Source organism: Amycolatopsis sp. NPDC003676 (assembly GCF_053587275.1).
Window position 1 is genome coordinate 1 of the sequence record NZ_JBSFNS010000114.1, and the last position, 25,555, is coordinate 25,555.

Annotated in this window: 27 protein-coding genes; 14 read left to right on the forward strand and 13 right to left on the reverse strand. The window is 69.1% G+C overall.

All coding sequences use genetic code 11. The features are described from left to right. From ACWDNU_RS38000 to ACWDNU_RS38015, 4 genes are all read right to left on the reverse strand, one after another. Positions 1 to 467 (reverse strand): superoxide dismutase (locus tag ACWDNU_RS38000; RefSeq protein ID WP_449672409.1); only part of this gene is annotated, 467 nt, incomplete at its 3' end. A gap of 114 nt (positions 468 to 581) precedes the next feature. After that, complete coding sequence (locus ACWDNU_RS38005) at positions 582 to 1,256, reverse strand: biliverdin-producing heme oxygenase (protein WP_449672410.1); 675 nt, start codon at positions 1,254 to 1,256, stop codon at positions 582 to 584. 78 nt (positions 1,257 to 1,334) lie between these two features. Continuing rightward, positions 1,335 to 1,937 carry a TetR/AcrR family transcriptional regulator gene (locus tag ACWDNU_RS38010; RefSeq protein WP_370933808.1) on the reverse strand — a complete coding sequence of 201 codons (603 nt, stop codon included), beginning with the start codon at positions 1,935 to 1,937 and terminating at the stop codon, positions 1,335 to 1,337. Between the two features lie 52 nt (positions 1,938 to 1,989). Further along, a complete protein-coding gene (locus tag ACWDNU_RS38015) occupies positions 1,990 to 3,486 on the reverse strand; it encodes a glutamate-cysteine ligase family protein (protein ID WP_449672411.1) in 1,497 nt (498 codons plus the stop codon). 217 nt (positions 3,487 to 3,703) lie between these two features. Between ACWDNU_RS38015 and ACWDNU_RS38020 the strand changes: the two genes are divergently transcribed. From ACWDNU_RS38020 to ACWDNU_RS38030, 3 genes are read left to right on the forward strand one after another with little or no spacing between them, the layout of a single operon-like run. After that, positions 3,704 to 4,525 (forward strand): TrmH family RNA methyltransferase, encoded by an 822-nt coding sequence (locus tag ACWDNU_RS38020; protein ID WP_449672412.1) that lies wholly within the window; start codon positions 3,704 to 3,706, stop codon positions 4,523 to 4,525. A gap of 32 nt (positions 4,526 to 4,557) precedes the next feature. Continuing rightward, complete coding sequence (locus ACWDNU_RS38025) at positions 4,558 to 5,148, forward strand: DUF2537 domain-containing protein (RefSeq protein WP_449672413.1); 591 nt, start codon at positions 4,558 to 4,560, stop codon at positions 5,146 to 5,148. A gap of 18 nt (positions 5,149 to 5,166) precedes the next feature. Then, positions 5,167 to 5,520 (forward strand): MmcQ/YjbR family DNA-binding protein, encoded by a 354-nt coding sequence (locus ACWDNU_RS38030; protein ID WP_449672414.1) that lies wholly within the window; start codon positions 5,167 to 5,169, stop codon positions 5,518 to 5,520. 402 nt (positions 5,521 to 5,922) lie between these two features. Here ACWDNU_RS38030 and sepH read toward each other — a convergent pair whose 3' ends face one another. After that, positions 5,923 to 6,759, reverse strand: a complete 837-nt coding sequence (sepH, locus tag ACWDNU_RS38035) for a septation protein SepH (protein ID WP_344288370.1) — start codon at positions 6,757 to 6,759, stop codon at positions 5,923 to 5,925. Between the two features lie 248 nt (positions 6,760 to 7,007). After that, positions 7,008 to 8,132 carry a phosphoserine transaminase gene (serC, locus tag ACWDNU_RS38040; RefSeq protein ID WP_377876178.1) on the reverse strand — a complete coding sequence of 375 codons (1,125 nt, stop codon included), beginning with the start codon at positions 8,130 to 8,132 and terminating at the stop codon, positions 7,008 to 7,010. Between the two features lie 121 nt (positions 8,133 to 8,253). Between serC and ACWDNU_RS38045 the strand changes: the two genes are divergently transcribed. After that, entirely contained in the window at positions 8,254 to 9,033 is a 780-nt protein-coding gene (locus tag ACWDNU_RS38045) for a hypothetical protein (RefSeq protein ID WP_449672415.1), read from the forward strand. 166 nt (positions 9,034 to 9,199) lie between these two features. Next, positions 9,200 to 9,358, forward strand: coding sequence for a hypothetical protein (locus ACWDNU_RS38050; protein WP_449672416.1), 159 nt, complete (start codon positions 9,200 to 9,202; stop codon positions 9,356 to 9,358). A 1-nt stretch (position 9,359) separates the two neighbouring features. Here ACWDNU_RS38050 and ACWDNU_RS38055 read toward each other — a convergent pair whose 3' ends face one another. From ACWDNU_RS38055 to ACWDNU_RS38075, 5 genes are read right to left on the reverse strand one after another with little or no spacing between them, the layout of a single operon-like run. Continuing rightward, complete coding sequence (locus ACWDNU_RS38055; protein WP_370933816.1) at positions 9,360 to 10,706, reverse strand: serine hydrolase domain-containing protein; 1,347 nt, start codon at positions 10,704 to 10,706, stop codon at positions 9,360 to 9,362. A 23-nt stretch (positions 10,707 to 10,729) separates the two neighbouring features. Next, positions 10,730 to 11,353, reverse strand: a complete 624-nt coding sequence (locus ACWDNU_RS38060; protein WP_449672417.1) for a response regulator — start codon at positions 11,351 to 11,353, stop codon at positions 10,730 to 10,732. Next, positions 11,350 to 12,537, reverse strand: coding sequence for a sensor histidine kinase (locus ACWDNU_RS38065; protein ID WP_449672418.1), 1,188 nt, complete (start codon positions 12,535 to 12,537; stop codon positions 11,350 to 11,352). The genes ACWDNU_RS38060 and ACWDNU_RS38065 overlap by 4 nt, the downstream gene beginning before the upstream one ends. After that, a complete protein-coding gene (locus ACWDNU_RS38070; RefSeq protein ID WP_370933819.1) occupies positions 12,516 to 13,331 on the reverse strand; it encodes an ABC transporter permease in 816 nt (271 codons plus the stop codon). Before ACWDNU_RS38070 ends, ACWDNU_RS38065 begins: the two co-directional genes overlap by 22 nt. Beyond that, the gene (locus ACWDNU_RS38075) at positions 13,328 to 14,167 is read right to left on the reverse strand and encodes an ABC transporter ATP-binding protein (RefSeq protein WP_449672419.1); all 840 of its coding nucleotides are present in this window, start codon (positions 14,165 to 14,167) and stop codon (positions 13,328 to 13,330) included. The genes ACWDNU_RS38070 and ACWDNU_RS38075 overlap by 4 nt, the downstream gene beginning before the upstream one ends. A gap of 152 nt (positions 14,168 to 14,319) precedes the next feature. Here ACWDNU_RS38075 and ACWDNU_RS38080 point away from each other — a divergent pair, with 152 nt between their 5' ends. Then, the gene (locus tag ACWDNU_RS38080; RefSeq protein ID WP_449672426.1) at positions 14,320 to 16,026 is read left to right on the forward strand and encodes an SDR family oxidoreductase; all 1,707 of its coding nucleotides are present in this window, start codon (positions 14,320 to 14,322) and stop codon (positions 16,024 to 16,026) included. Between the two features lie 14 nt (positions 16,027 to 16,040). Further along, positions 16,041 to 16,622: a TetR/AcrR family transcriptional regulator gene (locus tag ACWDNU_RS38085; protein WP_116203364.1), complete on the forward strand. Its 582-nt coding sequence runs from the start codon at positions 16,041 to 16,043 to the stop codon at positions 16,620 to 16,622. A gap of 54 nt (positions 16,623 to 16,676) precedes the next feature. On the opposite strand, the gene ACWDNU_RS38090 is transcribed toward ACWDNU_RS38085, so the two are convergent. After that, the gene (locus tag ACWDNU_RS38090) at positions 16,677 to 17,816 is read right to left on the reverse strand and encodes a citrate synthase 2 (protein WP_449672420.1); all 1,140 of its coding nucleotides are present in this window, start codon (positions 17,814 to 17,816) and stop codon (positions 16,677 to 16,679) included. A gap of 478 nt (positions 17,817 to 18,294) precedes the next feature. On the opposite strand from ACWDNU_RS38090, the gene ACWDNU_RS38095 reads away from it, so the two are divergent. The 6 genes from ACWDNU_RS38095 to ACWDNU_RS38120 are packed head-to-tail and all read left to right on the forward strand — an operon-like array spanning position 18,295 to position 22,736. Next, positions 18,295 to 18,597: an urease subunit gamma gene (locus ACWDNU_RS38095; protein WP_370933822.1), complete on the forward strand. Its 303-nt coding sequence runs from the start codon at positions 18,295 to 18,297 to the stop codon at positions 18,595 to 18,597. Between the two features lie 10 nt (positions 18,598 to 18,607). Beyond that, complete coding sequence (locus tag ACWDNU_RS38100) at positions 18,608 to 18,913, forward strand: urease subunit beta (protein ID WP_037715807.1); 306 nt, start codon at positions 18,608 to 18,610, stop codon at positions 18,911 to 18,913. Further along, on the forward strand, positions 18,913 to 20,634 hold the full coding sequence (locus ACWDNU_RS38105) for an urease subunit alpha (protein WP_449672421.1): 1,722 nt from the start codon (positions 18,913 to 18,915) through the stop codon (positions 20,632 to 20,634). Before ACWDNU_RS38100 ends, ACWDNU_RS38105 begins: the two co-directional genes overlap by 1 nt. Then, a complete protein-coding gene (locus tag ACWDNU_RS38110) occupies positions 20,634 to 21,320 on the forward strand; it encodes an urease accessory protein UreF (protein ID WP_449672422.1) in 687 nt (228 codons plus the stop codon). The genes ACWDNU_RS38105 and ACWDNU_RS38110 overlap by 1 nt, the downstream gene beginning before the upstream one ends. Beyond that, positions 21,310 to 22,011, forward strand: coding sequence for an urease accessory protein UreG (ureG, locus tag ACWDNU_RS38115; RefSeq protein ID WP_370933825.1), 702 nt, complete (start codon positions 21,310 to 21,312; stop codon positions 22,009 to 22,011). The genes ACWDNU_RS38110 and ureG overlap by 11 nt, the downstream gene beginning before the upstream one ends. Continuing rightward, positions 22,008 to 22,736, forward strand: coding sequence for an urease accessory protein UreD (locus ACWDNU_RS38120; RefSeq protein ID WP_449672423.1), 729 nt, complete (start codon positions 22,008 to 22,010; stop codon positions 22,734 to 22,736). Before ureG ends, ACWDNU_RS38120 begins: the two co-directional genes overlap by 4 nt. On the opposite strand, the gene ACWDNU_RS38125 is transcribed toward ACWDNU_RS38120, so the two are convergent. Continuing rightward, positions 22,701 to 24,377, reverse strand: coding sequence for a purine-cytosine permease family protein (locus ACWDNU_RS38125; protein WP_449672424.1), 1,677 nt, complete (start codon positions 24,375 to 24,377; stop codon positions 22,701 to 22,703). The genes ACWDNU_RS38120 and ACWDNU_RS38125 overlap by 36 nt on opposite strands. Positions 24,378 to 24,623: 246 nt before the next feature. On the opposite strand from ACWDNU_RS38125, the gene pdxH reads away from it, so the two are divergent. Beyond that, on the forward strand, positions 24,624 to 25,289 hold the full coding sequence (pdxH, locus tag ACWDNU_RS38130; protein ID WP_449672425.1) for a pyridoxamine 5'-phosphate oxidase: 666 nt from the start codon (positions 24,624 to 24,626) through the stop codon (positions 25,287 to 25,289). Positions 25,290 to 25,555 lie beyond the last annotated feature (266 nt).

A 25,555-nucleotide genomic window follows, 5' to 3' on the forward strand; every position in this document is an offset into this window, starting at 1 on the left:
ATCGGCGTGGTCGGCAGGATCAGGTTGTTGTGGTGGTCGCGCAGCTGCTGGGTGATCAGCGTCTTGCCGATCGGGTCCCACGACAGCGCGCCCCACCCGTTGCCCTGGATCGTCGTCGACACGGCGGTGAACTGGGCCTTGAACTTGTCGAAGGACCCGAACGCCTCGTCGATCGCCGCCGCCAGCTCGCCGGTCGGCTTGTCCCCGCCCTCCGGCGACAGGATCTTCCACCACACCACGTGGTTGGCGTGCCCGGCCAGGTTGAACGCCAGCGTCGTCTCCAGGCCCACGATCGAGCCGAAATCGCCCGCCTCGCGCGCGGCGGCGAGCTTGTCCAGCGTGTCGTTCGCGCCCTTGACGTAGGTCGCGTGGTGCTTGCTGTGGTGCAGCTCGTTGATCTCGCCCGAAATGTAGGGCGCGAGAGCGCCGTAGTCGTAATCGAGTTCGGGCAGCTCGTACCGGGCCATGGGCCCTCCTTCTGGTCGACGCGCGGTTTTGCTTGGCGGCTTCCCGTGCGGGAGCCTTCTGAAACCGAGCGTCGTACTTCAAGCTAGGTAGAGGTCAACTCGCTGTGACCCGGGTCATGCGGAAGGATCGCGGTACCGATCGAGGTCGCGGGCCAGTTCGTCGAACACCGCCACGTTGTGCTCGAACGCGACCACGGATTCGTCGATCACCCGGGCGCGGTCGTCCTCGCTCCACGGCGCCTCGTCGAGCTTCGCGCGGTAGCGGTCGCGGAACGCGGGGGCGCTGCCGATCTCGTCGAAGCGGTAGAAAAGCGTGCCCGCCTCGGCGAGGTCGAACTTCTTCTCCAGCAGCCGCCGGATGATCTGGCCGCCGGCGATGTCGCCGAGGTAGCGCGTGTAGTGGTGCGCCACGAAGCCGCCGGACCAGCGCGCCGCCTCGGCGATCCGCGCGGTGTAGGCCTCAGTGGCGGCGAGCGGGGCGATCTCGGTGCGCCAGCCGGGGCCGACCAGCCGGGCGAGGTCGCGTTCCAGCGCGGGCAGCCGGCGCAGCTCCTCGAACACGAACTCGCCGCCGACCGGGTCGCCTGCCATCGCGTCGCCGGCGCGCTCGATGGCCTGGTAGATGAAGTAGTACTGGGTGGCGAGCGCCGCGTAGCCCGCCAGCGTCAGCTCGCCGCCGAGCAGCGCGTTCATGTACGTGGAGTGGTTGGCCTTGTCGTGCACTGTCCTCGTGGACGCGCGCAGCTGTCCGGAGAACGGGCTGGCTTCGAGGTCCGCGGTCACCGTCATCAAAGGCCTCCGACGTTCTTTATGACAAGCTGTCAGAAAGAACTGTAGGCCACAACCCGCACTTAGGCTACCCTAAAATCAGCCGTTTTCACTCGAACCGACCGCCCGGCGGACGAACCGCACGGCGGCTTCAATGGCGTCTTCCAGCTGGTCAGCGGGCACATCGATGACCTGGCGGCTGCCGAGCGCGGCGGTGATCATCGGGACCACCACGTCGAGGTCCTGCGCGGGCCAGCTGCCCGCATCGACTCCGGCGAGCAGGACCGAGCGCAGCTGTTCGATGATCGGGTCGGCGTGCGCGCTGATCCGCTGATACGCCGCGGGCGCGAGCGCGGACTCCAGCGCGGTGCCCGGCGGGAGATGGTGTTCGGCCAGCACGCGCAGCTGCAGCCGGACGAACGTGGCCAGCTGGGCGACCGGGTCGCCTTCGGCGTCCACCGCCGCGCGCAACCGCTCGACATACCGCGCGGCCTCGTCCTCCACGAAGGCGACGAGCAGGCTTTCCTTGTCCGGGAAGTGGTTGTACATCGCGGTGCGGCCGAGCCCGGCCTCCGCGGCGACACCGGCGAGCGTGATCGCGTCGAACCCGCGCTCGTACAGCTGCGCGCGGACGACGTCGAACACCCGTGACCGCACTTCGCGGCGGTGCGCTTCGAGCGAACCGCCCAGCACCTTCGGCACGCGCGCCACCCCCTTCCGGTGCGAAACACTCTAGGGGACCGCGCGAAACGGCTCAGTCGTCGAGCGTCCAGGTGTGCACCGGCTCGCCGTCGGCGGAGAGCTCGAGGTATCGCCGCAGCATCCAGTTCAGCGCGGTTTCGCGGTCGGCTCCGCGTTCGTGCGCGCGCAGCACGTAGTCCCGCTGCCAGGTCGCGCCGCTGCGACGGGCGAGGCAACGGCGTTCGATGATGCCGAGGTAGCGCACCCGGGCTTCGTCGGAGACGTCCGACCGGCGCAGGCCTTCGTGGGCCAGCGGCAGCAGCACGCGCAACGCCAGCTCGTCCGGCGGAATCCAGCCGATGCCGGGCCAGTACAGCTGCGCGTCGAAGCCCTTCCGCGCGCCCTCGTAAAGGTTTTCTTCCGCTGCCTGGAACGACATCTGCGACCAGACCGGCCGCTCCTGCTCGGCCAGTGCGCGTTGTGCGCCGTAGAAAAACGCCGCGTTGGCCACCATGTCGGCGACCGTCGGGCCGGCGGGCAGCACGCGGTTTTCGATGCGCAGGTGGGGCAGGCCGTCGACGACGTCGTACACCGGCCGGTTCCATCGCCAAATCGTTCCGTTGTGCAGCCGCAGTTCGGAAAGTTTCGGCGCCTGCCCGGATTCCAGCGCCTCGATCGGGTCCTCGAGATCAGTCTCCGGCAGCAGGCCGGGGAAATAGCGGACGTTTTCCTCGAACAGGTCGAAGATCGACGTGATCCACCGTTCGCCGAACCACACGCGCGGCCGGACGCCCTGGTTTTTCAGCTCCTCCGGCCGGGTGTCGGTGGCCTGCTGGAACAACGGGATCCGGGTTTCGTGCCACAGCGCCTTGCCCAGCAGGAAAGGAGAGTTCGCGGCGACCGCGATCTGCACGCCGGCCAGGCACTGCGCGGCATTCCAGTGCGCCGCGAATTCCTCCGGGGCCACCTGCAGATGTAATTGGACCGAAGTACAGGCGGCCTCCGGGAGAATGGACTCCGCGTAGTGTCTCAGTCGTTCCGGCTGGGTCCCGGGCAGCGCGGGCCCGTCCATCGCGAGCGCGATCCGCTCGCCGCGCGCGGCGAAAATCTCGTCATTCAGCGACGAATAGCGCGTTTTGTGGGAAAGCCACTTTTGGTCGAAGTGTTCCGGCCGCAGCGTCGGAAGAACGCCGATCATGGCCACCGTCGAGCCGGTGTGGGCCGCGCTTTCCCCGGCTTTCGCGAGGTAGGCGTGCAGATCTTCTTCCAGTTGCAGCGCGGAATCCCCGGCGAGCGGGCGCGGGGGAACGTTGAGTTCCAGGTTGTGCTGGCCGAGTTCGGTGGTGAACGCGTCGTCGTCGAGCGCCTCCAGCACGACCGAGTTCGTCATCGACGGACGCAGTTGCCCGTCCACCAGATTCAGCTCGACTTCGAGGCCGATGTTCTTGCGGGGAAAGGAAAAACTGCCGTCGGTGAGCATCCGCGCCAGGGTGTCCAGGCATCGCTGGACCTTCCGGCGGTACCGTCCGCGGTCAAGCCGGCCGGGGTGTGCCGAGAGATCCGTACCCATTGTTCGACGCGCTCCTTGGCTGCTGTCCGCAGTGGTCTAGGCGGCTAGTACGCCAGGCAGACCACCGTCGCACAGCGGGTGGCGATGGGCTAGCGGCCAAACTGGTGCTCTCCGTCACCGGAGGTTGACCCTGCGCGTAACTACGCCGTTTGCCCTAAAGCTCCTCGCGCGTTCGGACCAATGGGCACGGGTTCGGGCGGGTGCGAGACTGTCCGATGTGGCTCAACTGATCTTCACCGAGGACCGGGCGCATCCGGGGCTCGACGACTTCCGCGACCTGTCCACAGCGGACCGTCGCCCGGACCGCCCCGGCGGGCGCGGGCTGGTGATCGCCGAAGGAACCGTCGTGGTCGGGCGGCTGCTTGCTTCGCGCTATCAGGTGCGAGCGCTGCTCGGCGTGGAGAGACGGCTGCGGGAACTGGAAAACGAACTCGCGGCCGTCGACGTGCCCGCGTATGTGACGTCGGCGGAGACGATGGCCGACGTGGTCGGGTTCCACCTCAATCGCGGCGTGCTCGCGGTCGCGGACCGTCCGGAACCGCCGACGGTCTCCCAAATCGTGGACAGCGCACAGGTTTTGGCGGTGCTCGAAGGCGTCGGCGACCACGAAAACCTCGGCGCGCTGTTCCGCAACGCGGCCGCGCTCGGCGTTGGGGGGATCTTGCTGGGTCCAGGTTGTTCGGACCCTCTTTACCGGCGCAGTGTGCGGGTTTCGATGGGACACGTGCTGCGCGTCCCGTTCGCGACCTTCGACAGCTGGCCCGGCGGGCTGGATGTGCTGCGGGCACGGGGTTTCACGGTGGCCGCGCTCACTCCGCGGGCGGATTCCGTGCCGCTGCGCGGATTGCGCGAGAAGGTGCCGGGCCCGGTCGCGCTGCTGCTCGGCGCGGAGGGGCCGGGGCTGACCGACGAGGCGATCGAGGCCGCGGACGTCGCGGTCCGCGTGGAGATGGTGCCCGGCGTCGACTCGCTGAATGTCGCCACGGCCGCGGCGATCGCGTTCCACGAAGTCTCGGCGGGGGCCGCCCCACTAGAGTGACCCCCGGCACGTTTCTTGCGGGGAGGGGCACCATGGAGCTGCGGATCCGCGGCGAGCAGGCGGTGCTGGCCGGGCCGGGCGGCGAACACGCGCGCGAGGTCGACCCGCGCCGGCTCGCGATCGGCGCCGACCTGGCGCAGGACCTGCACGAGTGGGCGCGCGTCGCGTCGGCGGTGACGCGTTCCGAGGCAGACGCCGACGCCGCCGGCTCGGTCGTGTCGCAGCGCGGCCGCCAGCTTGCTGCGCGCTTGGCCGCGGTGATGGGCACCGAGGTGCGCTTTGTCGACCCGGTGACCGGGACGGAGACGGTGGTCGAGCCGCCGCCGCGGCCGGATCAGCCCGCGCGGGCTGCGACTCCGGAGGAGCCGACGCCTTGGTTCACCGGGCTGACGGTCTCGGCTTTCGCGGCTGTTGTGGTGATCGTGGCGATGCTCGCCCTGGCCGGGACGCTCGCGCGGGAGACGAGTACGTGGCTCGCGTTGATCGCGTCGCTGGTGGTGACCGGCGGGGTTGCGCCGTCGTTGTGGCTGGGCCGGAAGGTGCCGATCCTGCGCTGGGCGGTGTACGGCGCGGGTGGCGGGTTGGTGCTCGCGTGGATTGGCGTGCTGGCCACGGTGTTCTGACTCGCGGATACTGACCCGATGGCTCCGCTCGACAAGCTGCGCGCCCTCTGCCTCGCCCTGCCCGAAGTCACCGAACGGCTCAGCCATGGCGAACCGACGTGGTTCGTTCGCGGGCGCAAGACGTTCGTGATGTTCGCCGACCGGCACCACGACGACAAGGTCGCGTTCTGGTGCCCCGCGCCGCCCGGGGTGCAGGAGGAATTGGTGCGTACCGAGCCGGAGCGGTTTTTCCGGCCGCCCTACGTCGGGGTGCACGGGTGGCTCGGGGTGCGGCTCGACGTGGATGTTGATTGGGCGGAGATCGACCAGATCGTGCGTGAGGCTTATCGGCACGTGGCCCCGAAGAAACTGGCCGCGTTGCTGGACGCGTGATCCCAGCTCGCGCCCGAGGTCCGTGAGGGGAATCCTGAGGGAATCAGATTCCCTCAGGGTTCCCCTCAAGTACTTCTGCGGAAGCGACGCCATCGCGGCCCGGCTCGTCAGCGGGTGCTCCGCATCGCCCCGGCGAGCATCGCGACCGCGAACCCGTCGCACGCCCGCGCTACGACGAAAGCCCCAATGCCGCATTGGGTGCGTGGGATGCGCCGAATGCCGCATTGGGTGCGTGGGACGCGCCGAATGCCGCATTGGGTGCGTGGGACGCGCCGAATGCCGCATTGGGTGCGTGGGACGCGCCGAATGCCGCATTGGGTGCGTGGGATGCACCGAACGCCGCATTGGGTGCGTGAGATGCACCCAATGCCACATTGGGGCGCTTGAAGCGGTCCAGCCAGGTCAGCCGCGTTGGGTGCGGACTCCGAGCAGCACGTCCTCCCAGGACGGCACGATCGGATGGTTCTTCTTCGCCTTCGTGCGCGGCTGCTCGGCTTCGTCGCCGTCGGACTCGCCCGGGACGCGCGGGATCTCGCGGGTCTCGTCGTCGCCCTCGTCCGGGCCCTCGATGGCGCGCGGTTCCTCGACGGCGTCGAGGGTCGGCTGCACCACCGAATCGCGAGCGGGGGCCAGCGCGCGCACGGTGCGCGGGGCCACGTACGAGTTCGGGTTCAGCAGGACTTCCGCGTTCTCGTCGAGCGCGTGCACCGTTCCGCCGTGTGCGCCGGGCGAGAACGACCAGTGCGCGCGGTTGTCGGAGCGGCCGGCTTTCCAGCGCAGCACGACGACCCACTTGCCGTCGTCGCCGCGCCAGGCGTCCCAGCTTGCCTGGTTGTAGTCGTGCCCGCGGACGCCGAAGGCGTAGGCGATGACCTCGCCGAGCGTCTGGACGTCGGGCCCGTCCTCGCGGACCGGGTGCGCCGACTGCGCGAGCTCCGCCGTGCGGGACCGTTCGAGCAGCACCGGATAAGCGAATCGCTCCACCCGCTGCGTCGAGACGCCCGCGCTGCTCGCGACCTGCTCGACGGACTCGCCCGCGCGGATTCGCGCCTGGATCTCGCGTGGCCGCATCTGGCTCTCCAACTCGATCTCGATCTGGCCCAGCCGGGCTATGTCCCCCCTCGCCGCCGCACGCAGTCGCTCGTCGGCCGGGAGCAGGAAGCGGGTACGGCTCGCCGGGTCCTCCAGCACGAGGGACTTCCCGTCCTCGTGCAGCCCGACCACCCGCAACGCCCGCATTTCTCGCCTCCCCGGTGTTCACCTTTGTGGGTGCCCACGTTAGAACGGCGCGTCGGCTTGACGTGCGAGGCGCGCCGACGCCTCACCCATCCGAACTCAATCCGACGACACTTTCCCGGCCATTTTCGTGGTCCCGCTGATCGGTTACCGCCGTGACACGCCGACCACGGTGTGTCACGAACGAGTGGTCGTCAACGCGAACCGCCCCGCGAGCCGGGCGGCAGGCGGGGCGGTTTGGGCGTTTTGGTTCAGCCCAGGCGTTCCACGACGTATTCGATGCTCTGGGTGAGCTTCGTGACATCGTCCGGGTCGATCGCCGGGAACAGGCCGACGCGCAGCTGGTTGCGGCCCAGCTTCCGGTACGGCTCGGTGTCGACGATCCCGTTGGCGCGCAACGCCTTCGCGACCGCGGCCGCGTCCACCTCGTCGGCGAAGTCGACCGTGCCGACGACCTGCGAGCGCAGGTCCGGGTTCGTCACGAACGGCGTGGTGTACGAGGTTTTCTCGGCCCATTCGTACAGCCGGGTCGAGGATTCCTTGGTGCGCGAGGTGGTCCAGTCGAGGCCGCCCTGTCCGTTCATCCACTCGATCTGCTCGGCGAGCAGGAAAAGCGTGGAGACGGCGGGGGTGTTGTAGGTCTGGTCCTTGCGCGAGTTGTCGAGCGCCGTGGTGAGCGACAGGAATTCGGGGATCCAGCGGTCGCCGCCGCCGATCTCGCCGATCCGCTCGATCGCGGCGGGCGAGGCGAGCGCGATCCACAGCCCGCCGTCGGACGCGAACGACTTCTGCGGCGCGAAGTAGTAGACGTCGAAGTCCTCGGCCTTGACCGGAAGGCCGCCGGCACCGGACGTCGCGTCGATCGCGACCAGCGCGCCGTCACTGCCCTCGGGACGCCGCACCGGCACCGCGACACCGGTGGAGGTTTCGTTGTGCGCCCAGCCGACGAGGTCCGCGCCCTGCTGATAGGCGATTTCCGGCGCGCTGCCCGGGTCGGCCTTCACCACGATCGACTCGCCGAGGAACGGGGCCTTGTTCGTGACGGTCGCGAACTTCGAGGAGAACTCGCCGTAGGTGAAGTGCTGGGCGCGCTCGCGCACGAGGCCGAACGCGGCGGCGTCCCAGAACGCGGTCGTCCCGCCGTTGCCGAGGATGACCTCGTAGCCGTCCGGGAGCGAGAACAGCTCGGACAGCCCGGCGCGCACGCGGCCGACGAGCGACTTGACCGGCTTCTGCCGGTGCGAGGTGCCGAGGTAGGTGGAACCGGACCGGGCGAGGGCGGCGAGCTGCTCTTCGCGGACCTTCGAGGGTCCGCAGCCGAAGCGGCCGTCGGCCGGCTTGAGGTCTGCTGGGATCGTCAACTCAGCGTCGGTCATGAGCTAAGTCTCTCAGGTCGGGACAACGCAGGTAACGGCGGTTGGCGGGTGTCCGACATGTGGAACCGTGACGGAAACGCACGGTTACCGGCCGCACTGGGGGTGGGTTGCGCTCTTCGCCTTGACAGCGTTGGTGCACCCGTGGGACTCGACTGCGCTGATCGGCCTTCCGGTCGGGCTGGCCGCGACTCTGGTGCTGGTTTTCGTGCCGCGATGGCCGCGGTGGTCGCTCCCGCGGCGGCTGGCCGCGCCCGCGGTGTTCGGGCTTTCGGTCGCTCTCGCTGGGCTGTTCGCCGGAGCCCTGGTCATGGAGCCGCCGGACTCGGGCGAGATCGGCTCGGCGGTTTTCGTGCTCGTGCTCGCCGCCGCGTTCGTCATCGGCTCGTTGTGGTGGTGGCGGCCGTGGAGCCGACCGGCGCGGGTGCGGCCGAAGGGACCACTGCGCGAGGTCCGCGCGAGACTCGACGGGGACACCACTCAGTGGGATTACGGCCAGGAGCCGCCGAGCCTGCTGCGGGTCACGGTTCGTCCGCGCGGTTACCTGACGCTGCTCGCCTGCCCGCCGGAGCAGGCGCGCGAACTCCGCCGGACCGGACGGCTGCGGCTGGACGAGCCGGACGCGCGAGGCCGGGTCGCGGTGGAGATCGGCGGGATGCGAACGCCGGGGAGCCGTTGCCGGAGCCGCATACGGGAGACTCAGGAGGCGGTGCCTGCTGCTTCTAGAGCGCGGTTCTCGGCGGCTGCTTCTCGGGGCATCGCGCTGGAAGCCGCGCGGCCCTCACGCGTGGGAGACGGCGCAGCCCCGCCCAGGTTTCTGGACGGGGCTGCGTTGTTTTTGGACGGGGTTGCGTTCTTGCGTCCCGGAGCAGGTTGTCCACACCCGTCACCGGTTGTGGAGTAGCCGGCCTCCGCACGCTCTACGCGCCGGTTTCGTCGGGTCGCGCCGGTAGAATGGGCATGGGCAGCCCCCCAGAGGAGGGCGGGGGTGGGCTCGGCCCAGCCAGGCCGCGGACAGAGCAAAACTGGGGTGGGCTTGGCCCAGGCCTTGGAAGCGCGGGCTGGTGGGGATGGCGTCGAGCACCAGCGGTTGTGGAACGTCGTGGCCGGGCGAGGTGCCGGTGGGCCTGACCGGCCAGGGTTTCTACGCGAAGGCGTGGTTGTCCCCGGCCGGGCGAGCGCCTGACCTGGACGTCGAAGAACCCGGCGTCCAGGCCGAAGCGGGGTGACTCAGCGCCACCCGTCCTCGTCCAGCCCGCCGGGAATGGGCGCGGCCGGGTCGTACGGGGTGCGGCTGAAGATGAACGTCGCCAGGTTCAGGTGGTTCGCGGTCCCGTCAGCGGCGCGGCCGACGGTGAGCGTTTCGCCCGCGTAGTAGCCGTCCAGGCCGATCCAGGTGTCCGGGCCTTCGGGGCGGAAGCGCGACGCCCGTCCGGCTCCGACGGCCGGGTTCAGTGAGATCAGGCCGTCGCCCTGCACGCGCAGGAAGTACGGCGACGGGCCCCAGTGCCACAGGCCGGTCAGCGCGAGCAGTTCCGGGTCCACAGTGGACGGAAGCCACTCGTCGGGGAGCGCGGGTTCGAGGTCGTCGGCGGTGGTGAGCAGGTCAAGGCACAGCTGCGTGATGCCGACGCCGCCGGTGGAGTTCGCGAGGCACAGCGCGCCGGTGCCGCTGCGCGGGTCGACCAGGGTCGCGGCCAGGAAGCCGGGCATCGAGCCGGTGTGCCCGGCCAGGTGCCTGCCCTGGTAGCGCACGACCATCAGGCCGAGGCCGAACCCGGTCGACCACACCTCGGTGTCGTCGACGGTGTTCATCGTCCGCATTTCGTCGACCGTGGCCTCCGACAGCACGCCGCCGGTGTGGCCGCCGAGGAACGACGTCCAGCGGCCGAGGTCGGTGATCGTGGACCAGAGCTGGCCCGCCGGGGCCATCGCGCCGGCGTCCGGCCACTTCTCGGGCATCAGCACGTCGGCGAACGGGTGCACGGCGAATCCCTCGGCGTGCGCGCCTTCGGGGTGCGGGGTCGTGCGGTTCATGCCCAGCGGGGTAAGGATTTCGTCGCGCACGACGTCGTACCAGGGCCGCTCGCGGTGCCGGGCGACCAGTTCGCCGAGGACGCCGTAGCCGACGTTCGAGTAGTGGAACTTGGAGCCGGGACGCAGCTTCGTCGCGCCCTTTTCCAGGCTCGCGACGAGCGCCGCCCAGTCCGCGCCGGGCGCGCGTTCCCACCACTGGCCAGGCGATTCCGACGTGAGGCCGGAGGTGTGCGACAGCAGTTGCGCGATGGTGACCGAGCCGAACGCGGTGCCCGGCAGGTGCCGTTCCAGCGGGTCGGTGAGGTCGAGTTTGCCCTCGTCGCGCAGCCGCATGACGGCGGTCGCGATCATCGTTTTCGTGATCGACCCCAGCCGGTACTGCGTGTCGTCGTCCGGGCGCTGGTCGCCGACGCGGCCGCGGGCTCCGGACCAGACGACCTCGCCGCCCCGCACGACAGCGGCGAGCAGGGACGGGGCGCGGCTGACGGACTGCTCCTGCGCGAGCCGTCGGTACAGGGCGAGTTCGGTGGAGTCGAGCATGAGTGTCATTCTGCCCGGGCGGCTCAGCCGAGGAGTTGCCGGTCCAGGGCCGTCGTCACCGCCGCGGTGCGGTCGGAAACGCCGAGCTTCGAGAACACCCGCAGCAGGTGCGTTTTCACTGTCGCCTCGCCGATGTGCAGCTCGCGGCCGATTTCGGCGTTGGTGTGGCCCTTCGCGACCAGTCGCAGCACCTCCACCTCGCGCGCGGACAGCGGCGACGCCGGCTCCGGGTTCCGCATCCGGTGCACGAGCTTGCCCGCGACCGACGGCGCCAGCACGGTCTCGCCGCGGTGCGCGGCCCGGATCGCACCGGCCAATTCGGTGCGCGACGCGTCCTTCAGCAGGTATCCCGACGCGCCCGCCTCGACTGCGCGCAGAATGTCCGCGTCGGTCTCGTAAGTGGTGAGCACGACGATCCGGCGGCCGGGCGTCTCCTTGAGGATCGCGTGGATCGCGCCGACGCCGTCGAGGCCCGGCATGCGCAGGTCCATCAGGATGACGTCGGGTTGTTTCACGCGGTCGAGCGCCACCGCTTCGTCGCCGGAACCGGCTTCGCCGACCACCGTGAGGTCTTCCTCGGCTTCGAGCATGCCGCGCAGCCCTTCGCGCACCACGGGATGGTCGTCGACGAGCATGATCGTGATCACGCTGGCACCTCCAGTTCCAGTTCGGTGCCGCCGTTCGCGCCGGTCCGCACTTCCAGCGCACCGCCCACCTGCTCGGCCCTCGAACGCATGCCGCGCAACCCGAATCCGCTTCCGTCTGCATCCGGGGTGAAGCCGCACCCGTTGTCCGCTACCCGCAACCGTATCGCTCCGTCCACAGCGGACAGCCGCACGCGGACGAGCGTCGCACCCGAGTGCTTGCGCACGTTCGACAGCGCTTCTTGCGCCGCGCGCAGCAGCACCACTTCGACCGCAGTGGACAGTGGCGGCAAAGCATCGTCCACTTCGCACTCAACCGGAATGCTCAGTTCCTCGGCGAGCCGATCTGCTTGACGCTGCACCGCTTCCGGCAGCGAGCCAGTGGCCAAATCGGACGGTGCGAGCGCGGCGACCATCGCGCGGGCTTCGGCGAGATTCTCCCGGGCGGTGCGATGGGCGAGCGCGAGATGTTTGCGCACCGTGGACAGATCAGTGTCCAGTTCGGACTCGATCGCCTGGGTCAGCGTGATGATGCTGGTGAACCCCTGGGCGAGCGTGTCGTGGATTTCCCGCGCCAGCCGTTCTCGTTCGGCCGCGGTGCCCGCTTCGCGCGACAGCCGGGCGACCTCGGCCTGGCTCGATTCCAGTTCGCGGATCAGTTCGGCGCGGGCGCGGCTTTGTCGCAGTACGTCGCTGGTGAACTTCCCGGCCAGCACGCTGAAGACGATGAGGATCGCCGTCATCGGCAGCAGGACAGACAGCAACCCGTTGTCCCAGCCGCCGCTCAGCACCGCGGAGACGGGTTCGAGCAGGATCAGCAGCGTCGTCGCGACGATCCCGGGGCGCAGCTCCAGCAGCATGAACACCAGCGGGCAGGCGACGAACAGCACGAAACTCGCCGTGGTGGTCGCGAGAATGGCGGTGGCGCTCAACGCGATCAGCGCCACCGCCGCGACGACGCGAGTGGTCTCGTTGTCCTCGCCGTGCACGACGCGCCGTCCCACGGCCAGATACCCGACGGCGATCGTGCCCAGCGCGGCTTCGGCCACGATCTTCGCGGTGGCCGAACCGTCGTTGACGAGCACCAGGACCGCGGTCGCCGCGTAGGCGACCGCGAACAGCACTTCCCAAGACCAGAACGACCGCTGCCACGCGTCGTCCTGGGTCACTTCGCTTCGTTCGTCCACCGGAACGTCACCCTCGCGAGCACCAGGCCCACCACGCACCACACCGCCAGCACCAGCGCCACCTTCGGAAGCTCCCATGTCCCCGCCATTTCCTGGGTCGCGGCCTCCGGCGGCAGGAACACCGAGCGGAAGCCCTGGCAGATCCATTTCAGCGGGAAGAACGACGCGACGTCGACCATGATCCTCGGCAGATGCGTGATCGGCGTGACGAACACCCCGGAGATGAACTGCAGCACCAAGTACACCAGCTGCACCAGCGCCACGGTTCCGGCCGCGGACCGGGCGACCGAGCTGATCGAGATGCCGAGCAGCGTCGAGGACACGATCCCGAGCAGCAGCACCCAGAGCAGGGTCAGCCACTTCGCCGGGTCGGACGGCAGTTCGAGGTGGAACATCAGCATCGCCACCGCGGCCATCAGGACGGTCTGCGCCACGCTGGTCACCGCGACCATCACCATCTTGCCGACGAAGTAGGCCGCCGCCGGCATCGGCGTGCCGCGCAATCGTTTGAGCGCACCGATTTCCCGGTCCGCGGCGATGCCGATGCCGACGCTGTTGAACGAAGTCGACACGATGCCCGCGCCGATCATCCCGGCGGCGAGCAGCTGCCCGGACGACACCCCGGTCTGCGCGGTCGGGCCGTCGAGGATGGAGCCGAGCAGGATCATCAGCACCGCGGGCAGCGAGAAGGTGAACACCACCTGCTCGCGGTTGCGGAAGAACTGCCGCAGTTCGAGCGCGCCGCGGGCGAGGCCGAGGCTGAACGTGCCCGGCACGGCCATGGTCGTGGTCACGGTTTTTCCCCGATCAGGTCGAGATAGACGTCTTCCAGACTGGGACGCGTCACGGTGAGGCCGGCGAGTTCCCCTTGCGCGCCAGCGAGTTGCGAGACGAGCTTCGTCGGGAACTGCGTGCGTTCCTCGTGACTGCCGCGGTCGTCCTGCCACCGCACGACGGCCTCGGCGCGTTCGCGGCCGCCGATCGTCGCCGGCGTCCCCTCCGCGACGACCGAACCGCGGGCGAGCACGGCGAGCCGGTCAGCCAGCGCCTCGACCTCGTCCAGGTAATGCGTCGTCAGCAGGATTGTGGTGCCCTCGTGGGCGAGCCCGTCGATGAGTCCCCAGAACTGCCGCCGCGCTTCGGGGTCGAATCCGGTGGTGGGCTCGTCGAGGAACAGCAGTTCCGGACGGCCGACGATGCCGAGCGCGACGTCCACGCGGCGGCGTTGCCCGCCGGACAACGACTTCACCCGCGCGCCCGCCTTCGCGGTGAGGCCGACCTGGTCGATCACCTCTTCCGGATCCCGCGGGTTCGGGTAGTACTTCGCGAAGTGCCGCACGGTTTCCGCGACGGTCAGTTCCGCAGCGTCGGTCGCCGTTTGCAACACGATGCCGAGGCGGGCGCGCCACGCGCGTCCCGCGGTACCCGGGTCCTCGCCGAGGACCGCGGCTTCCCCCGCCGTCCGCTGCCGGTGCCCCTCCAGGATCTCGACGGTGGTCGTTTTGCCCGCGCCGTTGGGCCCGAGCAGGGCGAACACCTCGCCGTCGTGGATGTCGAGATCGATCCCGGCCACGGCGAGGTGGCCCGGGTACTCCTTGCGCAGTCCGCGCACTCGCACTGCTGTGCTCATGCCGTCAAGAGTGCGCCGCGGAGGCCGGTCAGCGGGACGTCCGGGCAGTGGAATCCGGCTGTCCACCGAACGGTGGACACGCTGGTTTCCCGTGGAACCACGCGACCCGCTGTTGACAAGTTGTCTAACATGACAAGATGTCTCACAAGCAGGTGACTGCCAGCGACGGAGTCCGCCTTTCGGTCCGGGTGAGCGGCAACCCGGACGGGCCCACGGTCGTGCTCGTGCACGGGTACCCGGACAACAGCTCGATGTGGGACGGCGTCGCCGAGGAGCTGCGCCGCGAGCATCGCGTGGTCGTCTACGACGTGCGCGGCGCGGGCGAATCCGACAAACCGCGAGCGCGCCGGGCGTACCGGCTGGACCAGCTCGCCGACGACCTCGCCGCGGTGGTCGACGAGGTGCAACCGTTCGGCACGGTCCACCTCGTCGCGCACGACTGGGGTTCGATCCAGGCCTGGCACGCGGTCACCGGCGACCAGCTGCGTGGCCGGATCGCCTCGTACACCTCGCTTTCCGGGCCCAGCCTCGATCACGCGGGCGCGTGGTTCCGCGATCAGCTGACCCGGCCGACGCCGCGTCGTCTCGGACACGCGCTGCGGCAGTTCCTGCACTCGTACTACATCGTCGCGTTCCAGGTGCCGTTGATCCCGGAACTGTTGTGGCGCACCGGAATCATGCGCACGATGATCCGGAAGCTGGAGCCCGCCGAAACGTCGCCGAAGACGTCCGACGGCGTGCACGGCCTGAAGCTGTACCGGGCGAACATGGGCCCGCGGCTGTCCCGGCCGCAGCCGCGTCCGGCGGACATCCCGGTGCAGGTGCTCGCGCCGACCGGCGATTCGTACGTCACCGCGCCGCTGCAGACCGAGGTCGAGCGCTGGGTGCCGGATCTGCATGTCCGGCGCGTGATCGGGTCGCACTGGATCACCCGGACTAAACCCGCAGTGGTCGCTTCTGCGGCTGCTGAACTGATTGCTTCGGTGGAAACCGGCGAGGAAACCCGCGCGCTGCGGCGTGCTCGGGTTGGCGGCTCCAGCGGTCGCTTTGCGCACCGTCTCGTGGTCATTACTGGTGCGGGCAGCGGGATCGGCCGGGAGACCGCGCTGGCGTTCGCGGCCGAGGGCGCGGACGTGGTCGTCAGCGACATCAACGGCGATTCGGCCGCGGAGACCGCGAAACTGGTGCGGGAACGCGGAGTCGACGCCGGTGAGTACACAGTGGATTCTTCGGACGGCGAGGCGGTCGCCCGGTTCGCCGAGCAGGTGCGTGACGAGTTCGGCGTGCCGGACATCGTGGTGAACAACGCCGGGATCGGCATGTCCGGCCCGTTCCTCGACACGACGATCGAGGACTGGGAGAAGGTCGTGGACGTCAACCTGTGGGGTGTGATCCACGGTTGCCGCGCGTTCGCGCCGATGATGAAGGAACGCGCCGAGGGCGGGCAGATCGTGAACCTCGCTTCGGCGGCGGCTTACCTGCCGTCAAAGATTCTCACCGCTTACGGCACCACGAAGGCCGCTGTTCTCGCGCTGAGCAATGGTTTGCGCGCGGAGCTGGCGGCCGAGGGAATCGGTGTCACGGCAGTGTGTCCGGGACTGGTGAATACCAACATCACCAGCACCACCAAGTTCGTCGGCGTCGACGAGGTCGAGGAGAAGCGGCGGCAGAAGGAATCGTCGAAGCTCTACGCGCGGCGCAATTTCGGTCCGGAGCGAGTGGCTCGCGACATTCTGCGCGCGGTGGAGAAGAACGTCGCGATCCAACCGTCCACTCCGGAAGCGAAGGTCGCGCTGGTCCTTTCGCGACTGACTCCGGGTTTGCTGCGGGCGGCTGCGAAACTGGACGTCACGCCGTGAGCCGTCCGCGCCGGATGACCGCGCAGGCCCGGCGGGACGACCTCATCGCGGCGGCGCTGGACCTGTTCGGCACCAGGGCCCCGGAATTGGTCACGGTGGACGACATCGTGGCGCGCGCCGAGGTGTCGCGGCCGTTGTTCTACCGGTATTTCCCGAGCCTGCGGGAATTGCAAATGCAGGCGTTGCGGACGGTCACCGACGGCCTTGTCGATCGGCTCGCGACGCTTGAAGAAGGGCCGCCGGAAGAACGGCTGCGCGCGGCCGTACGCGGTCTCGTCGATGTCGCCGCGCATTACCGCGAAGGCTACGTTGCGTTGCTGCGCAGCGGTTCGGTGATCGCGACTTCAGAGACGGACGCGGCGATTGACGAGGTCCGCAACCGGGCCGTCGAGCTGATCCTGGAAGCGCTGCCGATCCCCGAGCCGTCGCCGTTGGTGCTGCTGACGCTGCGCTGCTGGACCGCCGTGGTCGAAGGCGCGTTGCTGTCGTGGCTGCAGGAAGGCACCGTCCCGCGCGAAACGCTGGACGGCTGGCTCGTCGATCAGCTCACCGCGATGCTCGCCGCCACCGACGCGCACCTGGCCAAAACGCCGTGAAGGACTCCTTGAGGGAATCAGATTCCCTCAAGGAGCCCTTCACGGACAAACGGCTCAGGCCTGCGAGATGAGGTTCCAGCCCTCGACCTCGGAAGGCGTGCGCGGGCCGGGGCCGACGTACTTCGCCGACGGACGGACCAGGCGGCCGGTCTGCTTCTGCTCCAGGATGTGCGCCGCCCAGCCGGCGGTGCGCGCGGAGGAGAACATCGCCGGCATCATGTGCGGCGGCACCTTCGCGAAGTCCAGGATCACCGCGGCCCAGAACTCGACGTTCGTTTCGATCGGGTGGTCCGGACGGCGTTCGCGCAGCTCGGCCAGCGCGGCCTGCTCCAGCGCGGCGGCGACCTCGTAGCGTTCGGCGCCCAGCTCCTTGCAGGTGCGGCGCAGCACGCGGGCGCGCGGGTCCTCCGCGCGGTACACGCGGTGGCCGAAGCCCATCAGCCGCTCCTTGCGGTCGAGGATGCCCTTGACCAGCGCGCGGGCGTCACCCGAACGCTCGACCTCCTCGATCATCGGCAGCACGCGCGCCGGAGCCCCGCCGTGCAGCGGGCCGGACATCGCGCCGATCGCGCCGGACAGCGACGCCGCGACGTCCGCCCCGGTGGAAGCGATGACGCGCGCGGTGAAGGTGGAGGCGTTGAGGCCGTGCTCGGCGGCGGAAACCCAGTACGCGTCGACCGCCTTGACGTGCGCCGGGTCCGGTTCGCCGCGCCAGCGGATCATGAACCGCTCGGTAATCGACTTCGCCTCGTCGACCCGCGACTGCGGCACCGCGGGCTGGCCGATGCCGCGCGCGGACTGCGCGACGTAGGACAGCGCCATCACCGAAGCGCGGGCGAGCTGGTCGCGCGCTTCCTCGTCGGTGATGTCGAGCAGCGGACGGTAGCCCCAGATCGGGGCGAGCATGGCGAGCGCGGCCTGGACGTCGACCCGCACGTCGCCGGTGTGCACCGGAAGCGGGAACGGCTCGGCGGGCGGAAGCCCGTGCCCGAACCGGCCGTCGACCAGGAGGCCCCATACGTCGCCGAAGGTCACCTTCCCGGCGAGGTCCTCGATGTCGACGCCGCGGTAGCGCAGTGCACCGCCGTCCCGGTCGGGTTCGGCGATTTCGGTCCGAAACGCGACGATGCCCTCGAGCCCGGGCCGGAACCCGTCGTCGGCTTCGTTGGTTGTGCTGATCGTGGAGGTAGTCACTCTTCGCGAACCCTTTCGATGCGCATTCCCCGGCTGTGTTGTGCACGCGCGGACGGGATACACGCTGGCTCCTTGCGCGCCTCATCGCACGGTGGGACAAACCATGCTCCCTTTGCCCGGCCGGGGCAACGGAAGAAGTCGTGGTTTCGGTCACGATTACGAGAACGATTCAGTCCAGGTGAGCCGGGGACGAGACTTTCTCCCGTCCAGTGAGGTGGCCGCAGACTGGTACCCCGGTGGACGGGAGGTGAATCCCGGCTTGCCGGGCGGCCGGAGGTCACGCTCGGTGAGCGCGGCGGGCACCAGGCGTGCTCCGGGGAGTGGCAGGCCGCTTCCGGGTGGAATTGCGGAATCCTCCCCAGTGCGTTCCGGCTTGTCCGAATTCTTTTCGACTTCGGCGAACTCGCGCGGTCCGCGCTACGTAAACACTGCGTTTCCGAAGCAGGCGGAGCGCGCCCTCCGGTGGTAGACCTTGGCCATGCACCTGAGCCCGCAGGAACGCGACAAACTGCTGGTCCACGTCGCGGCGGACGTTGCTCGCAAACGGCTCGAACGCGGTGTCCGGCTCAATCACCCCGAAGCCGTCGCGCTCATTACCGACTACGTCATCGAAGGCGCCCGCGACGGGCGCACGGTCAGTGAATTGGCGGCGGGCGGGCGCACCGTGCTCACGCGGGCGCAAGTGCTCGACGGGGTGCCGGAAATGGTGGATTCCGTCCAGGTGGAAGCCACCTTTCCGGACGGCACGAAGCTCGTCACGGTGCACGAACCGATCGGTTGAGGAGGAATTCTTGCGGCCAGGCGAGATCATTCCCGGCGAGGAGCCGGTGCCGCTGAATCCGGGTCGCGCCCGGGTCCGGCTGCGCGTGCGCAACCTCGGCGACCGGCCGGTGCAGGTCGGGTCGCACTATCACTTCGCTGCGGTCAACCCCGGCCTGGAGTTCGACCGCGAAGCGGCTCGCGGGCACCGGCTCGACGTGCCTGCCGGGACCTCCGTGCGCTTCGAGCCGGGCATCGACCGGGAGGTCGATCTGGTGCCGCTCAGCGGAAACCGGCGGGTGCCGGGGCTGCGCGCCGAATATGCCGGGGAGTTCTGATGCCGGAGATCGACCGTGCCCGTTATGCCGAGTTGTTCGGCCCGACCGCTGGCGACCGGATCCGGCTCGCGGACACCGACCTGCTGATCGAGGTGACCGAGGACCGGTCGATGGGTCCCGGCGGCAGCGGCGACGAGGTGCTTTTCGGCGGCGGCAAGGTGATCCGCGAGTCGATGGGCCAGGGCATGGCCACCCGTGCCGAAGGCGCGCCCGATCTGGTGATCACCGGCGCGGTGATTCTCGACCACTGGGGTGTCGTCAAGGCGGACGTCGGTGTTCGCGACGGCCGGATCGTCGGCATCGGGAAGGCGGGTAATCCGGACACGATGGACGGGGTCGATCCGGCGCTGGTGATCGGTCCGTCCACGGAAGTGCTGGCGGGCAACGGGAAGATCCTCACTGCGGGCGGCATCGACTGTCACGTGCATTTCGTCTGCCCGCAACTGGTGGACACCGCGCTCGCGGCCGGACTGACCACTTTGGTCGGTGGCGGCACCGGGCCGAACGAGGGCACCAAGGCGACCACGGTGACTCCCGGTTCCTGGAACCTCGGCCGGATGCTGTCCGCAATGGACGGTCTGCCGGTGAATGTGTTGCTGCTGGGAAAGGGAAATACTGTCCGGCACGAGGCGTTGCGGGAGCAACTGGCTGCCGGGGCGGGCGGGTTCAAGCTGCACGAGGATTGGGGGTCGACGCCCGCTGCGATCGACGCTTGTCTCACGGTCGCGGACGAATCCGGTGTGCAGGTCGCGATCCACACCGACACGTTGAACGAGGCCGGGTTCCTGGAGTCCACTGTGGAGGCGATCGGCGGCCGGTCGATCAACGCCTATCACACCGAGGGGGCAGGCGGCGGGCACGCGCCGGACATCATCGAGGTGTCCGGGATGGCGAACTTCCTTCCGTCCTCGACGAACCCGACCCGGCCGCACACCGTCAACACCCTCGACGAGCACCTCGACATGCTGATGGTGTGCCATCACCTGAACCCGTCGGTGCCTGAGGACCTCGCGTTCGCGGAAAGCCGGATCCGGCCGAGCACGATCGCCGCTGAGGACGTGCTGCACGACCTCGGTGCGATTTCGATGATGAGCTCCGATTCGCAGGCGATGGGGCGGATCGGCGAGGTGATCATTCGGACCTGGCAGACCGCGCACGTGATGAAGGGCCGCCGTGGCGCGCTTCCCGGCGACGGTGCGGCCGACAATCTGCGCGCCCGGCGTTACGTCGCGAAGTACACGATCAACCCGGCGATCGCGCACGGAATGGACGCGGAGATCGGCTCGGTCGAGATCGGAAAACTCGCCGATCTTGTGCTGTGGGAACCGAAATTCTTCGGCGTCCGCCCGCACGTGGTGCTGAAGGGCGGGTTCCCGGCGTACGCGGCGATGGGGGACGCGAACGCTTCGATCCCCACTCCGCAACCGGTGCTCGCGCGGCCGATGTTCGGTGCCGCGCCAGCCGTAGCGGCCGCGTCCAGTCTGCATTTCGTTGCCCCGGAAGCGTTGGAATCCGGGTTGTCGGAACGATTCCGCATCGCCCGGCCCTTGGTGCCGGTCGCGAATACCCGCCGCCGGACGAAGGCAGACATGGTGCTGAACGACGCGACCCCAGCGGTACGCGTGGATCCGGACAGCTTCGCGGTGCGCGTGGACGGCGAGCTGATCGAACCGCATCCGGTGGCTGAATTGCCCATGGCACAACGGTATTTCTTGTTCTGATGGACCCAGTCGCACTCATCCTCGCCGACTCTCGGTTCCCGGGCGGCGGGCACGTGCATTCCGGCGGCCTCGAAGAGGTGGCGGCACGCGGCCTGGTCCGGTCCGAACGCGACTTGCCGGGATTCCTCTTTGGACGGTTGCGTACCGCGGGACTGCTCGCCGCCGCGTTCGCCGCTGCCTCAGCGCATGCCGCCGCTCGAACCGTCGAGAGTGTCCATTGGCGACGGCTCGATCAGGAACTCGACGCCCGCACACCCTCGCTCGCGCAACGGGAAGCGTCGCGAGCGCAGGGCCGGGGCACCGCACGATCCGGCCGTGTCGCGTGGTCGTCACCAGTGCTGTCGCAACTGCTGGCCGAAACCCCGCGCCCGCATCATCCGATCATCAGCGGCGCGCTCGTCGGCATCGGCGGCGGCAGTGCGTTCGACGCGGCCATGGCGGTCGCCTACCTCGCCGTGAGCGGCCCGGCGAGCGCGGCCGTACGCCTGCTCGGGCTGGACCCGTTCGCCGTGAACGCGGTGGTCGCGCGGCTTGCCGGGCCATTGCGCGAAGTGAGCGAGCAGGCCGCCGAGACCGCCGGTGCGGAACCGGCCGATTTGCCAGCTCCAGCGTCGCCGGCGCTGGATTTGTTCGCCGAGGAACACGCTCGGCATCACCAGGAAGAGGTGCGTCTCTTTGCCAGCTGAACACGGTCACGGGCACTTCCACGCCGTCAACTTCGACCCGACCGCCGCCGAACCGGACCATTACGACGCGGCGCCGACCGCCGGGCGGGCGTACCGGATCGGCATCGGCGGCCCGGTCGGCAGCGGCAAGACCGCGCTCACCGCGGCGTTGTGCCGCGCGCTGGGCGCCGAATACAACCTGGCCGTGGTCACCAACGACATCTACACCACCGAGGACGCGGACTTCCTGCGCCGAGCAGGCGTTCTGGACCCGGAACGGATCGAAGCCGTGCAGACCGGAGCCTGCCCGCACACCGCGATCCGCGACGACATCACCGCGAATCTCGACGCGGTGGAAAAGCTGGAGGAAAAGTTCCCCGGCCTGGAATTGGTCATCGTGGAAAGCGGCGGCGACAACCTGACCGCGGTGTTCAGTCGAGGACTCGCCGACAGCCAGATCTTCGTGGTCGACGTCGCGGGCGGGGACAAGGTACCGCGCAAGGGCGGCCCCGGCGTCACGACGGCCGACCTGCTGGTGATCAACAAAACGGACCTCGCCCCGCTGGTCGGCGCCGACCTGACCGTGATGACCTCGGACGCCCACCACATGCGCGGCGACCTGCCGGTGTTCGCCCAGTCCCTAGTGGACACTCCGGACGCTCCCGCCGTCGCGGACTGGGTGCGCTCGCTGGTGCCGGTCCGGCAGGGGTGAAGGCGCACGCACGCCTGGTCGCCGCCCTCGACGACGGGCGGACGGTGCTGCGAGAGCTGAAGTCGATGGCACCGCTGACGCTCGTCCCGCGTCGGCAGCGCGGCCCTGGCGCGGTGGTGCACCTGGTCAACTCAGCTACCGCACCTCTCGGCGGCGATGAGCTGCGGCTCGAGATCCAGGTCGGGCCTGGTGCGGAGCTGACGCTTTCCGGCGTCGCGGCGACCCTCGCGCTGCCCGGTCTGCGCGAGGTGCCGAGTTTGTCCACCGTGGAGATCGTCGTCGAGGACGGTGGCTCGTTCGAGTACCTGCCAGAGCCGACCGTCGTCACCGCCCGCGCCGACCACGTCGCCGTGCTGCGCGCCGGCCTGGCTGCTGATGCGTGGTTCCACACCCGGGAAGTCCTCGTGCTCGGCCGAGAAGGCGAACGTCCGGGCCGGTTGTCGTCGACAGTGCATGTGACCTGCGGCGACGTCTCGGCGCTGCGGCAGACGCAGATCGTCGGCGACCCTGCCTTGGACGCGAGCCTCGCGGTGCTGGCGGGGCACCGGGTGCTGGTGACGGAGATCGAGTTCGGCGGCCCGCCGCGGCGAGCGAAGTCCGGACCGTGGTGGTCGCGGACGCCGCTCGCCGCGGGCGGCACGTTGACGACCGCGGTCGGTCCGGACGTGGTGACCGCGTCGAGACTCGGTTTATCCGGCGGTGCGGAAGGTCGGCTCGGGCAATGAGACCGGGCCAGCTGTGCGGCACATGTCGTGGCAGCTGCTGTCGAGTGTGCAGCACAGCGAGCAGATCGCGCCGCCCTGGTTGGCGCAGTCGGCGATGTCCGGCAGTTCGTAGGCGTCGCCGCAGACCGAGCAGTGATGTGTCGCGGTGCGGTCCTGGTCGACCTCAGGGCCGGAAACGAGGTTGGGCCGCACCAGGTAGTACCGGCCGCGGGTGGCCGCCGCGAGCGCCGGCACCAGCGCGACGGCGATCACCAGTGCCAGCAGCGGGCTGAAGGCCGCCAGGTATTCGCCGAACGCGCCGAAGTACGCCGCGATCGACACCGCGGAAGCGATCACCATGGAGCCGAACCCGACCGGGTTGATCTTGTGCAGGTAAGCCCGCTTGAATTCGATGTAGCGCGGGGAAAGGCCGAGCGGTTTCGCGATCACGAGGTCCGCGCACACCGCGCCGATCCAGGCGATCGCGACGTTCGAGTAGAAGCCGAGGATCTTGTTCAGGAAACCGAACGCGCCGAACTCCATCAGCGCGAGCGCGATCCCGCAGTTGACCAGCACATACCAGGCGCGACCCGGGTGGCGGTGCACTACGCGGGAGAAGAAGTTCGCGAACGACAGCGAGCCGGAGTACGCGTTCGTCGTGTTGATCTTGATCTGCGAAACCACCACGAACAACGCGGCGAAGGTGAGCGCGGCCGGTCCGAGCGCGGGCCGCACCGCCTCGAGATAAGGCGCGATCGGCTCCAGCGCCGCGGTCTTGCCGACCGCCCCGAGCGCGAGGAAGGCCAGCAGGGCGCCGCCGATCTGCTTGGCCGCGCCGAGCACCACCCAGCCTGGCCCGGCGGCGAGCACCGCGGCCCACCAGGAGCGCTTGTTCTCCGCCGTCTTCGCCGGCATGAAGCGCAAGTAGTCGGCCTGCTCGCCGATCTGCCCGATCAGCGACAGCGCGATGCCCATCCCGAAACCGAAGCCGACCGCGGAGAATCCGGAACCCGCTCCCTCGATGCCGCCGAACGTCGCGAAATCGGCGAATCGGCCGGGTTCCCGCACGAGCACCACGACGAACGGCAGGACCAGTCCGGCGATCCAGATCGGCTGCGTCCAGGTCTGCATCTTCGCGACCGCGCCCATCCCGTAGAGCGCGAACGGCAGCACGATCAGCGTCGCCAGCAAGTAGCCGATCGGCAGCGGAATGCCGAGTGCCAGCTGGAACGCCTGACCCATGATCGAGCCTTCGAGGGAGAAGAAGATCACGGTGAAACTGGCGTAGACGAGCGAGGTGAGGGTGGACCCGAAGTAGCCGAATCCGGCGCCGCGGGTGAGCAGGTCCATGTCCACGCCGTAGGTCGCGCAGGCGCGCGCGATCGGCACACCAGTCACGAAGATCACTACCGCGGCGGCCAGGATGGCGAGGACTCCTGAGGTGAAGCCGTAGGACAGCACGATGCTGGCGCCGATGGCGAAGTCGGCGAGGTAGGCGATCCCGCCCAGCGCGGTCGTCGCGACGACCAACGGCGACCAGCGCCGGAACGATTGCGCGGCGAAGCGCAGGGAGTAGTCCTCGCGGTTTTCATTGGCGGCGAGCGCGGCGTAGGTGCGTTGCGGTTTTTGCGTGTCGTCGCGTTCGGACAGAGTTTCGGTCATCTGACCTGCCTCCGTAACTGGGGACGGGTGCCGGAGCAGGTCGAAAGGTAGGTGCGGGCTGTATCGATCAGGGACCGGCCCGTGAACGCCGAGTTACAACTCGGCGTCCTGCGGTTAAGGGCCGGTGGCGGGCCGGGCGTGGCAGGAGTCACCGTTCGGTGGGTTTCGCCGGGACCGGCGACCCAATACCGTCGCTGGATAGCCGTGATTCGACACCCTCACCAGGGGTAACGGAGGTTGGGCCGGATGACACCGGAGATCGACGAGGCGGTCGTGCGGCTGCCTGGCATGCGGGTGGCTTACGACAGCGCGCCGTTTGACGAGTCAGCGCTCGCGGCCACGTGGCATGACCAGCTGGAAAGCTGGCTGAGCCAAGCCGTTTCCGAGGCGCTCGCGGAACCCAACGCGATGGTGCTCGCGACCGCCGACGCCGAAGGCCGGCCCTCTTCGCGCACGGTGCTGTGCAAGGGCCTCGACGAGCGCGGGGTGGTTTTCTACACGAACTACACGTCGTCGAAGAGCCACGACCTCACGGCCACGCGCTACGCGTCGGCCACCTTCCCTTGGTACCCGCTGCACCGCCAGGTGACGGTCCGCGGCGAGGTCGAGAAGGTCAGTGCGGACGAGACTGCCGCTTACTGGGCTCAGCGGCCGCGTGGGTCGCAGCTCGGGGCGTGGGCGTCGCCGCAGTCGCGGGTGGTCGAGGGGCGGCGTGCGCTCGAGAACGCGCTGCGGAATATTGAGCGCCGGTTTGGTGATGTTGAGCAGATTCCGGCTCCGCCGCATTGGGGTGGGTGGCGGATTCGGCCGGACTTTGTCGAGTTCTGGCAGGGGCGGGAGGACCGGATGCACGATCGGCTTCGGTTCCATCGGACTCATGACGGGTGGCAGGTGGAGCGGTTGGCTCCCTGAGTTTTGCTTGCTTTGGACGCCGTCCCTGGGCTTTGGGTCTGGGGGCGGCGTTTTTGTTTCGGCTCGTCGCCTGGCGGCGACATTGCGCGCGGGTGGTGAGGCGGGCACCCCGATTTTTTAGTGTGACTACGGCGCTGGGGTGCTTGTCAAGGCGGGAAAGATGCCTTGACACTCCCGGGGGCAGCAGGGTTACTCCGTGTGCCAGTGAAATTTCCATCGTTCGGCGGTCTGCTTCCCGCCGCCCCCTCCGCGAAGCGGCGGCTTCT

Excerpts from the sequence above, each read along its gene's own strand:
- ACWDNU_RS38050 (WP_449672416.1), top strand. The coding sequence starts at position 9,200 with ATGGCGTCGAGCACCAGCGGTTGTGGAACGTCGTGGCCGGGCGAGGTG.
- ACWDNU_RS38075 (WP_449672419.1), bottom strand. The coding sequence starts at position 14,167 with ATGAGCACAGCAGTGCGAGTGCGCGGACTGCGCAAGGAGTACCCGGGC.
- serC (WP_377876178.1), bottom strand. The coding sequence starts at position 8,132 with ATGACCGACGCTGAGTTGACGATCCCAGCAGACCTCAAGCCGGCCGAC.
- ACWDNU_RS38105 (WP_449672421.1), top strand. The coding sequence starts at position 18,913 with ATGCCGGAGATCGACCGTGCCCGTTATGCCGAGTTGTTCGGCCCGACC.
- ACWDNU_RS38055 (WP_370933816.1), bottom strand. The coding sequence starts at position 10,706 with ATGCTCGACTCCACCGAACTCGCCCTGTACCGACGGCTCGCGCAGGAG.
- sepH (WP_344288370.1), bottom strand. The coding sequence starts at position 6,759 with ATGCGGGCGTTGCGGGTGGTCGGGCTGCACGAGGACGGGAAGTCCCTC.
- pdxH (WP_449672425.1), top strand. The coding sequence starts at position 24,624 with ATGACACCGGAGATCGACGAGGCGGTCGTGCGGCTGCCTGGCATGCGG.
- ACWDNU_RS38025 (WP_449672413.1), top strand. The coding sequence starts at position 4,558 with ATGGAGCTGCGGATCCGCGGCGAGCAGGCGGTGCTGGCCGGGCCGGGC.
- ACWDNU_RS38085 (WP_116203364.1), top strand. The coding sequence starts at position 16,041 with ATGACCGCGCAGGCCCGGCGGGACGACCTCATCGCGGCGGCGCTGGAC.
- ACWDNU_RS38125 (WP_449672424.1), bottom strand. The coding sequence starts at position 24,377 with ATGACCGAAACTCTGTCCGAACGCGACGACACGCAAAAACCGCAACGC.
- ACWDNU_RS38095 (WP_370933822.1), top strand. The coding sequence starts at position 18,295 with ATGCACCTGAGCCCGCAGGAACGCGACAAACTGCTGGTCCACGTCGCG.
- ACWDNU_RS38110 (WP_449672422.1), top strand. The coding sequence starts at position 20,634 with ATGGACCCAGTCGCACTCATCCTCGCCGACTCTCGGTTCCCGGGCGGC.
- ACWDNU_RS38005 (WP_449672410.1), bottom strand. The coding sequence starts at position 1,256 with ATGACGGTGACCGCGGACCTCGAAGCCAGCCCGTTCTCCGGACAGCTG.
- ACWDNU_RS38030 (WP_449672414.1), top strand. The coding sequence starts at position 5,167 with ATGGCTCCGCTCGACAAGCTGCGCGCCCTCTGCCTCGCCCTGCCCGAA.
- ACWDNU_RS38015 (WP_449672411.1), bottom strand. The coding sequence starts at position 3,486 with ATGGGTACGGATCTCTCGGCACACCCCGGCCGGCTTGACCGCGGACGG.